Source organism: Mycobacterium sp. NGS51, from assembly GCF_059812525.1.
This window is the reverse complement of sequence record NZ_JCALCV010000021.1, coordinates 23,175-37,242: the sequence shown is the minus strand read 5'-3', so window position 1 is coordinate 37,242 and position 14,068 is coordinate 23,175. Positions and strand designations below refer to the sequence as shown.

Genomic DNA, 14,068 nt, shown 5'->3' with positions numbered 1-14,068 from the left:
TCGTAGCCCCTTGGCACTATGGCGCAGTGAGCACCACACCGGCCGATCCACTCGCGCGGTTCAGCCCGGTCACCCGGGACTGGTTCGCCGGTACCTTCGCTGCGCCGACACCCGCCCAGGCCGACGCCTGGGCAGCGATCGCCGACGGCCATAACACCCTGGTCATCGCACCGACCGGGTCCGGCAAGACGCTGGCGGCATTCCTGTGGGCAATCGACAGCTTGGCCGCCTTGGCCGAGCGGCCGGCCGGCACCCGGGTTCTGTACGTGTCGCCGCTGAAAGCCCTGGCTGTCGACGTCGAGCGCAACCTGCGCACACCACTCACCGGGATGGCCAGAGTCGCCGAGCGGCGTGGTCTGCCCACCCCGGAGATCGGCGTGGGGGTGCGGTCGGGTGATACCCCGCCCGCCCGCCGTCGCCAACTCGTCAGCACACCGCCCGAGGTGCTGATCACCACGCCGGAGTCGCTGTTTTTGATGCTGACCTCGGCCGCGCGGCAGACCCTGACCGGCGTGCAGACCGTGATCGTCGACGAGGTGCATGCCATCGCCGGCACAAAGCGCGGTGCGCATCTGGCGCTGTCGCTGGAACGCCTCGATGAGCTGTTGCCCCGGCCGGCGCAGCGCATCGGGCTGTCGGCCACCGTTCGCCCGCCCGAGGAGGTGGCGCGGTTTTTGTCGGGGGCAGCCCCGACGACAATCGTGGCGCCGGCCGCGGCCAAGACGTTTGACCTGACGGTGCAGGTACCTGTGCCCGACATGGCCGACTTGGCGAACACTCCCCCGCAAGCGGGTGGTACCCCCTCCATCTGGCCCGATGTCGAGGCCCGGTTGGTGGACCTGATCGAAGCGCACACCTCGACGATCGTGTTCGCCAACTCGCGGCGGTTGGCTGAACGGCTCACCGCGCGGCTCAACGAGATTCACGCCGAGCGCTCCGGCGTCGACTTGCCGGCGGAGGCCAACCCGCAGGTGGCCGGCGGTGCTCCCGCTCAGCTGCTGGGCAGCGGTCAGACTTACGGCGCCGAGCTGGTGCTGGCCCGCGCCCATCACGGGTCGGTGAGCAAAGAGCAGCGTGCCGTCGTCGAAGAAGACCTCAAAAGCGGACGGCTCAAGGCGGTGGTGGCGACCTCCAGCCTGGAGTTGGGCATCGACATGGGCGCGGTGGATTTGGTGATTCAGGTCGAGGCGCCGCCGTCGGTGGCCAGCGGTCTGCAACGCATCGGCCGGGCCGGGCATCAGGTCGGCGAGACCTCTCGGGGGGTGCTGTTTCCCAAACACCGCACCGATCTGATCGGCTGCGCGGTGACCGTGCAGCGCATGCTCACCGGGCAGATCGAGACGATGCGGGTGCCCGCCAATCCGCTGGACATCCTCGCCCAGCACACGGTGGCCGCCGCCGCGCTGGAGCCGGTTGACGCCGACCGCTGGTTCGACACGGTCCGGCGCAGCGCGCCGTTCGCGACGCTGCCGCGCAGCGCCTTTGAGGCCACGCTGGATTTGCTGTCCGGCAAGTACCCGTCCACTGAATTCGCCGAGCTGCGGCCACGGCTGGTCTACGACCGGGACAACGGAACGTTGACCTCCCGCCCGGGCGCCCAGCGGCTGGCGGTCACCTCAGGCGGGTCCATCCCCGACCGTGGACTGTTCGCGGTGTACCTGGCCACCGAAACGCCGTCCCGGGTCGGAGAACTCGACGAAGAGATGGTTTACGAGTCCCGGCCCGGCGACGTCATCGCCCTTGGTGCGACCAGCTGGCGGATCACCGAGATCACCCATGACCGGGTGCTGGTGATTCCGGCGCCGGGGCAGCCGGCCCGGCTACCGTTCTGGCGCGGCGACGACGTCGGGCGACCGGCCGAGCTGGGCGCGGCACTCGGTGCGTTCACCGGCGAGCTGGCCGGCCTGGACGCCAGCGCGTTCGAGAAGCGTTGCGCGGACTTGGGTTTCAACGACTACGCAACCGACAACCTGCGGCGGCTACTCGACGACCAGCGTGCCGCCACGGCGTTGGTGCCCACCGATGCCACGCTGTTGGTCGAACGGTTCCGCGACGAACTCGGTGACTGGCGGGTGATCCTGCACTCGCCCTATGGACTGCGGGTGCACGGTCCGCTGGCGCTGGCGGTGAGCCGCCGGCTGCGCGAGCGCTACGGCATCGACGAGAAGCCCACTGCCTCTGACGACGGGATCGTGGTACGGCTGCCGGACGCGGATACCGCGGACAACCCACCGGGAGCCGAGTTGTTCGTCTTCGACGCCGACGAGATCGACCCGATCGTCACCGCCGAGGTGGGCGGATCGGCGTTGTTCGCGTCGCGCTTTCGGGAGTGCGCGGCGCGCGCCCTGCTGCTGCCCCGCCGCCATCCGGGCCGCCGCTCGCCGCTGTGGCATCAGCGCCAGCGCGCGGCTCAACTGCTCGACGTGGCCCGCAAATACCCCGACTTCCCGATCGTGTTGGAGACGGTGCGCGAATGCCTGCAGGACGTCTATGACGTCCCCACGCTGACCGCACTGATGGCCCAGATCGCCCAGCGTCGGGTGCGGATATTGGAGGCCGAGACCGCGACTCCGTCGCCGTTCGCGGCGTCGCTGCTGTTCGGCTATGTCGGGACCTTCATGTACGAGGGCGACAGCCCGCTGGCGGAACGCCGCGCCGCCGCGCTGTCGCTGGATGCCACCCTGCTGGCCGAGCTGCTCGGCCGTGTCGAGCTACGCGAGCTGCTCGATCCGAACGTCGTCGCGGCCACCGGCCGGCAGTTGCAGCACCTGGCGGATGACCAGGCGGCCCGCGATGCCGAGGCGGTCGCCGACCTGCTGCGGCTGCTGGGCCCACTGACCGAAGACGAAGTCAGCGCCCGCGCCGGCGGCGCCGACGTGGGCGGCTGGCTGGAAGGTCTGCGCACCGCTAAGCGGGCGCTGCCGGTGTCATTTGCCGGGTGTGATTGGTGGGTGGCCATCGAGGACATCGGCCGGCTGCGCGACGGGGTCGGGGTGGCGGTGCCGGTCGGAGTGCCGGCCAGTTTCACCGAAACCGTCGCCGACCCGCTGGGTGAACTATTGGGGCGCTATGCCCGCACGCGCGGCCCGTTCACCACTGCCGAGGCCGCCGCGCGGTTTGGCCTGGGTCTGCGGGTGGCGGGCGACGTTTTGGGTCGGTTAGCCGTCGACGGCCGGTTGGTGCGCGGCGAGTTCACGACCGATACCTCCAGCGACCAGTGGTGCGACGTAGAGGTGCTGCGGATTCTGCGTCGACGCTCGTTGGCGGCGCTGCGCGCACAAGTCGAACCGGTCCGCACCACCGCCTACGCCCGCTTCCTGCCGGGCTGGCATCAGGTGGGGTCGTCAACCAACGCCGGCGCGGATGGCCTGGCCGCTGTGATCGATCAGCTCGCCGGCGTGCCGTTGCCCGCCTCGGCAGTCGAGCCGCTGGTACTGGCGCCGCGGGTGCGCGACTATTCACCGGCCATGCTCGACGAGCTGCTGGCCTCGGGAGAAGTCATCTGGTCGGGTGCGGGGTCGATCTCTGGTTCCGACGGCTGGATCATCTTCCACACTGCCGACGCCGCGCCGTTGACGCTGCCCACCGGCACCGACATCGAGTTCACCAACGCCCACCGCGCGGTGCTGGAAACGCTGGCCGGCGGCGGCGCATTCTTCTTCCGACAGCTCTGTGACGGGATCGCCGACGGCGAGCTCAAAGCCGCGCTGTGGGAACTGATTTGGGCCGGCTGGGTCACTGGCGACACCTTCGCGCCGGTGCGCGCGGTGCTCGGCGGCGGCCCGGGCGCCCGTAAACGTTCCGCGCCGGCGCACCGCAACCGCCGCCCACCGCGCCTGAGCCGCTACAGCGTCGCGCACGCCCAGACCCGCGCCACCGACGCAACAGTGGCCGGTCGGTGGTCGGCGCTACCGGCGCCGGAGCTGGACTCGACACTGCGGGCTCACTATCAGGCCGAGCTGCTGTTGAACCGCCACGGTGTGCTGACCCGCGGCGCAGTGGCCGCGGAGGCCGTTCCCGGCGGGTTCGCCACGCTCTACAAGGTGCTGACGGCGTTCGAAGATGCCGGCCGCTGCCAGCGCGGCTATTTCGTCGAGTCGCTGGGCGGCGCCCAGTTCGCGGTCGCGTCCACGGTCGACCGGCTGCGCAGCTACCTGGACGGCGTCGACCCGGAACGCCCCGAGTACCGGGCGGTGGTACTGGCCGCCGCCGACCCGGCCAACCCGTATGGCGCCGCGCTGCCGTGGCCGCCGAGCGACGGCACGGCACGGCCCGGCCGCAAAGCGGGCGCGCTCGTCGTGCTGGTGGACGGCGCGCTGGCCTGGTTTTTGGAGCGCGGCGGCCGGTCACTACTCAGTTTCACCGAGGACCCCGAGGCCGGCCGCGCGGCAGCCGCCGCCGTTGCTGATGTGGTCGGCATGCGGCGTATCGACTCCCTTCTGGTTGAGCGGGTCAATGGCGTGCCCGTGCTGGAGTTGCGTGATTCGCCGGTGCACGCGGCTCTTACTGACGCCGGGTTCACCCGCACTCCACGCGGGTTGCGGCTGCGGGGGTGAGCCACCATGCCTGAAGGTGACACCGTCTGGCACACGGCCGCCACGCTGCGCCGGGCGTTGGCCGGAAAGACGTTGACGCGTTGCGACATCCGAGTGCCGCGGTTTGCCACCGTCGACCTGACCGGGCAGGTCGTCGACGAGGTACTCAGCCGGGGCAAACATTTATTCATCCGGGCCGGGTCCGCCAGTATCCATTCGCACCTGAAGATGGACGGTAGCTGGCGGGTCACCAACAGTCCGCCCGACCATCGGGTGCGGATCATTCTGGAAGCCGGTGATGTTCGGGTAGCGGGAATCGACCTCGGCGTGTTGGAGGTGCTCGACCGGGCGCACGACCAAGACGCGGTGGCGCATCTGGGACCGGATCTGCTGGGTGAAGACTGGGATCCGCGGCTCGCGACCGCCAACCTGACGGCCGATCCGCAGCGGCCCCTGGCCGAGGCGCTGCTCGACCAGCGGGTGATGGCCGGGATCGGCAACGTCTACTGCAACGAACTGTGCTTTGTTAGCGGCCTTGCGCCGACGGCACCGGTCACCGCACTCGCCGATCCACAGCGACTGGTCGCGCGAGCTCGGGACATGTTGTGGGTCAACCGTTCCCGTTGGTCGCGCTGCACGACCGGTGACACCCGTCGCGGCCGTCAGCTGTGGGTATACGGACGCGCCGGGCAGCAGTGCCGTCGCTGCGGCACGATAATCGAGTCGGATACCGGCGGCGATCGCGTGACGTACTGGTGCCCGAGTTGTCAACGCCACAGCGGATTGCCAGTGCCGCGGGAATAATCGCGGCCGATTGGCAGTTCACAACCTCGACTGGCGACACGGTATCGCCGGATAACCGAAGGACATGAGCGTGCTCAGATTGCAGAAGTCTGGTTCCTGGAAGACGCGTGCGTTCGGCGCAATCCGTGGCACCGTGCAGGCCATGACCCTGACCCGAGTTTCGGCTGCACCGGGCCGGACGCTAACGCCTGATCAGGGCGCGCTGCGGATCATCCCACGCGGCGTGGAGCGCTGCTGACATTAACAACTCGGTCGTCGCCGGAGCGGCGCACCCCGCTGGCGGCCAGCTGCCCAATGGCCCCGATGATTGCGCCGGCTGACGAACCGTCGCCGGCGGCCGCTGATCGGGTCGTCGAACTCCAGGGTGTGAGCCAACAACTGCAACGGCGTACTGAAATCATCAGCGGCGATGTCAATGACCTTGGGGTACAACGGATCACCGTGAATAGGCAGGCCGACCGACGCCATGTGCACGCGCAGCTGATGGGTTCGTCCGGTCCGCGGTGTGAGCCGGTAGCGCCCGTCGGGGGCAAGCAACTCGACCAGCGTCTCGGCGTTGGGTTCGCCGGGCTCCTCGACGGCTTGTAAACAGCCTCGCCGTTTGATGATTCGGCTGCGGATCACCTGGGGCAACGTGGCATCTGGGTCCACGTCCGCGCGCGCCAGATACGTCTTGCGGACCGCTCCGCGAGCGAACATCGTCTGGTAGACACCGCGCACTTCACGGCGGGTGGTGAACAACAACACCCCGGCGGTCAACCGGTCCAGGCGATGCGCCGGGCTCAGCTCCGGCAGTCCCAGTTCGCGGCGCAACCGTACTAATGCAGTCTGCGCGACGTGGCGGCCGCGCGGCATGGTGGCCAGAAAGTGCGGCTTGTCGACGACGATGATGTCGTCGTCTCGATGAAGTACCGGCATGTCGAACGGCACCGGCACTTCGTCGGGCAACTCGCGGTAGAGGTAGACGCTGGCACCTGTCGGCAGCACGGTCGTGGCGTCAACCGGATTGCCGTCGGCGTCGACGACGTCGCGGGCCCGCCCGCCGAACCGGGCGTTGAGCTCGGCCAGCACCGGTCCGCCGCGCAGTCGCACCCGCGCCGGCCCCAATCCGTCGCGAACCGGCAACGGCGCCGGTCTCACGTTAACGGCACCGGCTCGAGAATTTCGGCGCGGGCCTCGGGAGCGCTGGCGCGCAACGCATCCGCAGACTCGTCGTCGGGCTGGGTCTGTGACAGTATTTCGGCTTCCACCCGCGCGGTGTAGGTCTGCACCTCGCGGTCGATGTCTGCGGCGCTCCAGCCCAGTACCGGCGCGACGACCTCGGCCACCTCGCGTGCGCAATCGACGCCGCGGTGCGGGTACTCGATCGAAATTCGCATCCGGCGTGCCAAGATGTCCTCCAGATGCAGCGCGCCCTCGGCGGCCGCGGCGTAGGCGGCCTCCACCTTCAAATAGACCGGTGCCTGCGCGATCGGGTCCAGCAGGTCGGGACGATCATCGGCCATCGCCAGCACCTCGCCGATCAGCGACCCGTAGCGGTCCAGCAGATGCCGCACCCGATACGGGTGAAGCCCGCGCAGCGCGCCGACGTGTTCGGTCTGGTTGATCAGCGCGAAGTAGCCGTCGGCGCCCAGCAGCCGCACCTTCTCGGTGATCGACGGCGCGACGCGGGCCGGAATATATTGCGCCGCCGCGTCAATCGCATCGGCTGCCATCACCCGGTAGGTGGTGTACTTGCCGCCGGCGATGGCGACCAGGCCGGGTGCGGGAACCGCCACCGCGTGCTCGCGGGACAGCTTCGAGGTGTCGTCGCTCTCGCCGGCCAGCAGTGGCCGCAATCCGGCATACACCCCGTCGATGTCGGTGTGGGTCAGCGGAGTCGCCAGCACGGTGTTGACGGTGCCGAGGATGTAGTCGATATCGGCCTTGGTGGCCGCCGGGTGGGCCAAGTCGAGATTCCAGTCGGTGTCGGTGGTGCCGATGATCCAGTGGCTGCCCCACGGGATGACGAACATCACCGACTTCTCGGTGCGCAGAATGATCGCGACGTCGCTGACGACGCGGTCACGCGGCACCACGATGTGCACACCCTTGGAGGCACGCACCTGAAACCGGCCGCGCTGCTTGGACAATGCTTGGATCTCGTCAGTCCACACCCCGGTCGCGTTGACCACGACATGACCGTGTACATCGGTGACCGCGCCATCCTCGGAGTCGCGGACCTGCACCCCGGTCACCCGGTCGCCTTCTCGCAGCAACGACACGACCTGGCTCGAGGACCGCACCACCGCGCCGTAATGCGCGGCGGTGCGTGCCACGGTCATGGTGTGTCGGGCGTCGTCGACGACGGTGTCGTAGTAGCGGATCCCGCCGATCAGCGAACTGCGCTTCAGGCCGGGGCACAGCCGAAGCGCGCCGGCCCGGGTCAAATGCTTCTGCGCCGGCACGGATTTCGCTCCGCCGAGTTGGTCGTAGAGGAAGATACCGGCGGCCACATACGGGCGTTCCCACCACCGCTTGGTCAGCGGATACAGGAACGGCAGCGGCTTGACCAGATGCGGAGCCAGCGTGGTCAGCGACAATTCCCGCTCGTAGAGCGCCTCACGGACCAGTCCGAATTCCAGTTGTTCGAGGTAGCGCAGACCACCGTGGAACATCTTCGACGACCGACTGGAGGTTCCGGAGGCAAAGTCACGCGCCTCGACCATCGCCACTTTCAGTCCGCGGGTGGCGGCATCCAGCGCGCATCCCGAGCCGACCACGCCGCCGCCGATCACCACCACGTCGAATTGCTCGGCACCCAGCCGCTCCCAGGCAGCCGCACGTTGTTCGGGTCCCAAGGCGGAGGCCGGCCAGTACTGCCCGTTGCCCGGTCCGCGGATCGGGTCGCTCACGACACAGAACTCCTGTCGGTTACTCGTCGGTAGACGCTGGCCTAAGGCTACCGGGAGTCAATCCAGATCATCGTGAGCCATCAGCCGCCGCGCAGCCTCGGTGATGGAGCCCGACAGCGACGGATAGACGACCAGCGTCCGGGCCAACTGGTTGACCGTGATGCGGTTTTGCACGGCCACCGCGATCGGCAGGATCAGCTCCGAGGCGATCGGAGCGACAACCACGCCGCCGATCACCACGCCGGTGGCCTGGCGGCAGAACAGTTTGACGAAGCCGTGGCGCAGTCCGGACATCTTGGCCCGGGCGTTGGTCTTCAACGGCAACATGATGGTGCGGGCCAGCACGGACCCGTCGTCGATGGCCGATTGCGGGACACCGACCGCCGCGATCTCGGGCCGGGTGAACACCGCCGCCGCGACCGTGCGCAACCGGATCGGGCTGACCGCCTCCCCCAGCGCGTGCCACATGGCGATCCGGCCCTGCATCGCTGCCACCGACGCCAGTGGCAGTAAACCGGTGCAGTCCCCGGCGGCGTAGATGCCGGGCACTGAGGTCCGCGAGACCCGGTCGACGGTCAGGTAGTTGCCGCGGCCCAGCTCGATTCCGACCCGGTCCAGGCCCAGGCCGGCGGTGTTGGGGGTCGACCCGATCGTCATCAGGGCGTGACTGCCCTCGACGGTGCGGCCGTCGGTCAGCTTCACCACGACCCCGTCGTCGGTGCGGGTCACCGAGTCAGCGCGGGCGTTCTTGACCAGCTGGACGCCGCGTTCGGCGAACGATTCCTCGAGCACTCGCGCGGCGTCGGCGTCCTCGTAGGGCAGCACCCGATCCCGGCTGGCCACCACCGTCATCTCGACGCCCAATTCGGTGTAGGCGTTGACGAACTCGGCACCGGTGACCCCGGAGCCCACGACGATGAGGTGGTCAGGCAGCGACTCCAGGTCATAGAGCTGACGCCAGGTCAGGATGCGCTGGCCGTCGGGCTGGGCCGACGGCAGGATGCGCGGGCTGGCACCGGTGGCGATCAGCACGAAGTCGGCGACGAGTTCGCTGGTGTTCCCGTCGTGAGTAGTCACCTTGACGCAGTGCCGGGCCAAGCCGGGCGCGGTGTCGACCAGCTCACCGCGCCCGGCGATCACCTCGACGCCGGCGCTGATCAGCTGCGCGGTGATGTCGGCGGACTGCGCAGCAGCCAGCGTCTTGACCCGCTGGTGAATTTCGGCGAGCGAGATCTTGGCGTCCTCGATGTCGATGTCGAAGCCGAGGTGGGGGGCGCGACGCAGTTCGGTGCGCACGCCGGTGGACGCGATCAACGTCTTGGACGGCACCACATCGGCCAGCACGGCTGCGCCGCCGATGCCGTCGGAGTCAACGACGGTGACCTCGGCATCACGTGCAGCGGCCACCAGCGCCGCCTCGTAGCCGGCCGGCCCACCGCCGATGATCACGATGCGGGTCGCCACAGCCCCTAACCTAGCGGCGATCGCAAATTCGGCGCAGCCTGGTCGGATGACCGCCGAGCAAGCGAGTGGCGTCTAAGCTTTGTCCACGTGCCGCTCTACGCCGCCTACGGGTCGAACATGCATCCCGAGCAGATGCAGCAGCGGGCACCGCACTCGCCGATGGCCGGAACCGGCTGGCTGCATGGTTGGCGGCTGACCTTCGGCGGCGAGGACATCGGCTGGGAAGGCGCGCTGGCGACCATCGTCGAAGACGCGGCCTCGAAAGTGTTCGTCGTGCTCTACGACGTGACGGCGTCGGATGAGATGGACCTGGACCGCTGGGAAGGCTCCGAGCTGGGCATCCACAAGAAGATCCGCTGCCGAGTGGAGCGCTTGTCGTCGGACACCACAACCGATCCGGTGCTTGCCTGGTTGTATGTGGTTGATGCTTGGGAAGGCGGCCTGCCGTCGGCCCACTACCTGGGCGTGATGGCCGATGCGGCTGAAATAGCCGGTGCACCAGAGGAATACGTCCACAATCTGCGCACCCGCCCGGCACGCAACATCGGCCCGGGCACATAACCCTTCTGCGCCGAGCGTGCGTGTCCCCGGCCGACACGCCGGGGTTAACCCGTATTTTGCGCACGCTCGCGGTGGACTAAAGAGCAGCCTGCTCGACGATGTTCACCAGCACCCGCACGCCGATCGCCAGGGCGCGCTCGTCGAGATCGAAGGTCGGCTGGTGCAGATCCAACTGCGGCCCCTGGCCCGACCACACGCCGAGTCGCGCCATCGCGCCGGGGATTTCCTCCAGATACCAGGAGAAATCCTCGCCACCGCCCGACTGCCGGGTATCGGCCAGCACATCGGGGCCCACGGCCTCGATGGCGTGCGCCAGGATCCGCGTCGAAACCTCCTCGTTGACCACCGGCGGCACGCCGCGGTGATATTGCAGCGTGTGCTCGACCCCCAGCGGTGACAGCAGCGCGGAGACGGCCTCACGGATGATGCCCTCCAGGCTCTGCCAGGTCTCCCGGCTGGCGGTGCGGACAGTCCCGGCCAGCACGCCGGTCTGCGGGATCGCGTTGGCGGCCACCCCGGCGTTGACTGCGCCCCACACCAGCACCGTGCTTTTGCGCGGGTCGATGCGGCGCGACAACACACCGGGCACTCCGGTGATCAGGGTGCCGATCCCGTAGACCAGGTCGGCGGTCAGGTGCGGACGTGACGTGTGCCCGCCGGGTGAGTACAACGAGATCTCGAGCCGGTCGGCCGCCGAGGTGATCGGGCCGGGTTTCACCGCGACCCGGCCGACCGCAAGCCGCGGATCACAGTGCAACGCGAAGATCCGGGTGACTCCGGACAGCGCCCCCGCCGCGATCGCGTCGATCGCCCCGCCGGGCATCAGCTCTTCGGCGGCCTGAAAGATCAGCCGCACCCCGACCGGCAGTTCGGGCACCGAAGCCAAGGCCTGTGCGGTGCCGAGCAGGATCGCGGTGTGCCCGTCGTGTCCGCAGGCGTGCGCGACGTTGGGCATCGTCGACTCATAGGGGGCGCCGGTCCGCTCGGCCATCGGCAACGCGTCCATGTCGGCGCGCAACGCGATCCGCGGTTCGTTTTCCGGGCCGAAATCGCAGGTCAGCCCGGTGCCACCGGGGAGCACCTTGGGGTTGAGGCCGACGTCGGCCAGCCGCTCGGCAACAAATTGAGTAGTGGCATATTCCTGCCGGCCCAATTCCGGGTAGCGGTGGATGTGACGCCGCCAATCGATCAGGTCGTCGTAGTGGGCGGCCAGCCAGGATTCGGCACTGTCGACGAGACTCATGTCGCCGCCGGACGAAACACGATGTGCGCGAACGCCGATTCCGGTTCAGGGTGGATTGCCTCGAACAGATCAACCAGGTCAGTGCCACGGCGCCACACCGCATCGTCGACGGCATTCAACGCGGTGGCAGTGGGCATTCTCGCAGTATCTCACCGAGTAGGCTCGCGCTTTGTGACTGGTCCGCCCGATGCCGACGCGCTGGCGCAACGGGCGGCGAAACTCATCGCCGAGGGCACCGGTGTTGCCGAGCACGACGTCGCGATTGTTCTCGGATCGGGGTGGGCGCCGGCCGTCACGGCGCTGGGCACCTCGACCGCAGTACTACCGATGGCCGAATTGCCCGGGTTCACCCCACCCACCGCGGTCGGGCACATCGGTCAGGTGTTGTCGGTCGGCATCGGTGAACACCGGGTATTGGTATTGGCCGGCCGCGTCCACGCCTACGAAGGACACGACCTGCTGCACGTCGTGCATCCGGTGCGGACGGCCTGCGCGGCGGGTGCCCGGGTCGTCATCCTCACCAACGCGGCCGGCGGTCTGCGCACGGACTTCGCGGTCGGTCAACCGGTGCTGATCAGCGACCATCTGAATCTGACCGCGCGGTCTCCGCTGGTCGGGCCGCAGTTCGTGGACTTGGTCGATGCGTACGCGCCGCGGCTGCGGGAGCTGGCCCGGCAGGTCGACCCCGAGCTGGCCGACGGTGTGTATGCCGGATTGCCCGGGCCGCATTTCGAGACGCCGGCCGAAATCCGGATGCTGCGGGTGCTGGGAGCCGACCTGGTGGGAATGTCGACCGTGCACGAGACGATCGCCGCGCGGGCGGCCGGCGCCGAGGTGCTAGGTGTGTCGCTGGTGACGAACCTGGCGGCCGGGATCACTGGCGAGCCGCTCAGCCACGTCGAGGTGCTGGCCGCCGGTGCCGCCTCGGCCACCCGAATGGGTTCGCTGCTGGCCGATGTCGTTGCGCGGTTGTGACGCCTCAGGAGTGGATCGCGCACGATCCAGATCCGGTGACGGCCGCCGAACTCGCCCGCTGCGATCCCGCGGAGCTGTCCGCGCGGTTCTCCCGGCCATTGACGTTCGGCACCGCCGGGTTGCGCGGCCCGGTGCGGGGCGGTCCGGATGCGATGAACCTCGCGGTGGTGTTGCGTGCCAGCTGGGCGGTGGCGCAAGTGCTCAAACGCCGCGGTTCGGCCGGTTCGACGGTGATCGTCGGGCGCGACGCCCGGCACGGCTCGGATGCGTTCGCCGCGGCAACCGCTGAAGTGTTTGCCGCCGAGGGCTTTTCAGTGCTAGCACTGCCGCAGCCGGCACCTACACCGGTCGTGGCATTCGCGGTGCGGCATATCGGCGCGGCGGCCGGCATCCAGATCACCGCATCACACAACCCGCCGGTCGACAACGGCTACAAGGTGTATTTCGACGGTGGCATTCAGATCATCTCGCCTACCGATCGCGACGTCGAAACCCACATGGCGGCCGCCCCGTTCGCCGATCGCATTGCGCGCTCGGCCGTCGAACCCGCGGACAGTGCGCTGATCGACCGCTACATCGAGCGCGCCGCCAGTGTGCGACGTTCGACGGCGGGGTCGGTTCGAGTAGCGCTGACGCCGCTGCACGGGGTGGGCGGTGTGGTGGCCGTCGAAACTTTGCGCCGCGCCGGGTTCGACGACGTGCACACCGTGTCCGCCCAATTCGCGCCGGACCCCGACTTCCCCACCGTGGCGTTCCCCAATCCCGAAGAGCCCGGCGTCACCGACGCGCTGTTGGTTCTGGCCGTCGACGTCGACGCCGACATCGCGATCGCGCTGGATCCCGACGCCGACCGCTGCGCGGTCGGAATACCCACCCCGTCGGGGTGGCGCATGCTCTCTGGCGACGAAACCGGCTGGCTGCTCGGCGATCACCTCCTCTCCCATGTCGATGCCCCCGCGACGAGCGCGGTGGCCAGCACGGTGGTGTCGTCGCGAATGCTGGCCGCGATCGCCGCGCGCTATGGCGCCCGGCACGTCGAGACGCTCACCGGTTTCAAGTGGCTGGCCCGCGCCGACGCGGACCAGCCGGAGAGCACCTTGATCTACGCCTATGAGGAGGCGATCGGGCACTGCGTGGACCCGGTCGCAGTGCGCGACAAGGACGGCATCAGCGCCGCGGTGCTGGCCTGTGATCTGGCGGCGTCCTTGCGGCAACAGGGCCGCTCGGTACTCGACGTGCTTGACGATCTCGCGCGCCGCTACGGGGTGCACCTCGTGGGCGCCGTGACACGTCCGGTAGCCGAGACCGGCGAGGCAGCCGAGTTCATGCGCCGGTTACGGTCCGCCCATCCGACCCGGTTGGCCGGATTCCAGATCAGCACAACCGATCTCGCTCCGCGCACCGATGCACTGGTCTTCACCGGCGGCGCCGCCGACACGTCAGTCCGGGTGGTCGTCCGCCCGTCGGGAACGGAACCAAAGCTCAAGTGCTATCTGGAAGTTCGCTGCGCACCGGCCGGCGACCTGGATCATGCTCGGCATCACGCAGCCGCGCTGCGCGACGAACTGGTCTCCGTGATTCAAAGGTGGTAG

The 14,068-nt window shown here is 68.8% G+C and carries 11 protein-coding genes; 6 read left to right on the top strand and 5 right to left on the bottom strand.

The features are described 5' to 3' along the window. Positions 1-26: 26 nt before the first annotated feature. The 3 genes from AC5Y5W_RS21460 to AC5Y5W_RS21450 all read left to right on the top strand — a co-directional run bounded on the left by AC5Y5W_RS21460 (position 27) and on the right by AC5Y5W_RS21450 (position 5,577). Positions 27-4,556 (top strand): ATP-dependent helicase, encoded by a 4,530-nt coding sequence (locus tag AC5Y5W_RS21460; RefSeq protein WP_500012503.1) that lies wholly within the window; start codon positions 27-29, stop codon positions 4,554-4,556. A 6-nt stretch (positions 4,557-4,562) separates the two neighbouring features. Continuing rightward, positions 4,563-5,339 (top strand): endonuclease VIII Nei2, encoded by a 777-nt coding sequence (gene nei2, locus AC5Y5W_RS21455; RefSeq protein ID WP_500012501.1) that lies wholly within the window; start codon positions 4,563-4,565, stop codon positions 5,337-5,339. Positions 5,340-5,403: 64 nt separating this feature from the next. Next, positions 5,404-5,577, top strand: a complete 174-nt coding sequence (locus tag AC5Y5W_RS21450) for a hypothetical protein (RefSeq protein ID WP_500012499.1) — start codon at positions 5,404-5,406, stop codon at positions 5,575-5,577. 2 nt (positions 5,578-5,579) lie between these two features. On the opposite strand, the gene AC5Y5W_RS21445 is transcribed toward AC5Y5W_RS21450, so the two are convergent. From AC5Y5W_RS21445 to AC5Y5W_RS21435, 3 genes are read right to left on the bottom strand one after another with little or no spacing between them, the layout of a single operon-like run. Beyond that, the gene (locus AC5Y5W_RS21445) at positions 5,580-6,479 is read right to left on the bottom strand and encodes a pseudouridine synthase (RefSeq protein ID WP_500012497.1); all 900 of its coding nucleotides are present in this window, start codon (positions 6,477-6,479) and stop codon (positions 5,580-5,582) included. After that, complete coding sequence (locus AC5Y5W_RS21440) at positions 6,476-8,233, bottom strand: glycerol-3-phosphate dehydrogenase/oxidase (protein ID WP_500012495.1); 1,758 nt, start codon at positions 8,231-8,233, stop codon at positions 6,476-6,478. Before AC5Y5W_RS21440 ends, AC5Y5W_RS21445 begins: the two co-directional genes overlap by 4 nt. 57 nt (positions 8,234-8,290) lie before the next feature. Continuing rightward, positions 8,291-9,697, bottom strand: coding sequence for an NAD(P)H-quinone dehydrogenase (locus AC5Y5W_RS21435; RefSeq protein WP_500012493.1), 1,407 nt, complete (start codon positions 9,695-9,697; stop codon positions 8,291-8,293). A gap of 87 nt (positions 9,698-9,784) precedes the next feature. On the opposite strand from AC5Y5W_RS21435, the gene AC5Y5W_RS21430 reads away from it, so the two are divergent. Beyond that, entirely contained in the window at positions 9,785-10,258 is a 474-nt protein-coding gene (locus tag AC5Y5W_RS21430) for a gamma-glutamylcyclotransferase family protein (RefSeq protein ID WP_499891268.1), read from the top strand. Positions 10,259-10,334: 76 nt separating this feature from the next. Here AC5Y5W_RS21430 and AC5Y5W_RS21425 read toward each other — a convergent pair whose 3' ends face one another. Continuing rightward, positions 10,335-11,501 (bottom strand): amidohydrolase, encoded by a 1,167-nt coding sequence (locus tag AC5Y5W_RS21425; protein ID WP_500012492.1) that lies wholly within the window; start codon positions 11,499-11,501, stop codon positions 10,335-10,337. Beyond that, entirely contained in the window at positions 11,498-11,638 is a 141-nt protein-coding gene (locus AC5Y5W_RS21420) for a hypothetical protein (RefSeq protein ID WP_500012490.1), read from the bottom strand. Before AC5Y5W_RS21420 ends, AC5Y5W_RS21425 begins: the two co-directional genes overlap by 4 nt. A 34-nt stretch (positions 11,639-11,672) precedes the next feature. On the opposite strand from AC5Y5W_RS21420, the gene AC5Y5W_RS21415 reads away from it, so the two are divergent. Continuing rightward, positions 11,673-12,476, top strand: a complete 804-nt coding sequence (locus AC5Y5W_RS21415; RefSeq protein WP_500012488.1) for a purine-nucleoside phosphorylase — start codon at positions 11,673-11,675, stop codon at positions 12,474-12,476. Continuing rightward, on the top strand, positions 12,473-14,068 hold the full coding sequence (locus tag AC5Y5W_RS21410; RefSeq protein ID WP_500012487.1) for a phospho-sugar mutase: 1,596 nt from the start codon (positions 12,473-12,475) through the stop codon (positions 14,066-14,068). The genes AC5Y5W_RS21415 and AC5Y5W_RS21410 overlap by 4 nt, the downstream gene beginning before the upstream one ends.

Coding starts and splice junctions, on each gene's coding strand:
- AC5Y5W_RS21420 (WP_500012490.1), bottom strand. CDS start 11,638: ATGCCCACTGCCACCGCGTTGAATGCCGTCGACGATGCGGTGTGGCGC.
- AC5Y5W_RS21425 (WP_500012492.1), bottom strand. CDS start 11,501: ATGAGTCTCGTCGACAGTGCCGAATCCTGGCTGGCCGCCCACTACGAC.
- nei2 (WP_500012501.1), top strand. CDS start 4,563: ATGCCTGAAGGTGACACCGTCTGGCACACGGCCGCCACGCTGCGCCGG.
- AC5Y5W_RS21450 (WP_500012499.1), top strand. CDS start 5,404: ATGAGCGTGCTCAGATTGCAGAAGTCTGGTTCCTGGAAGACGCGTGCG.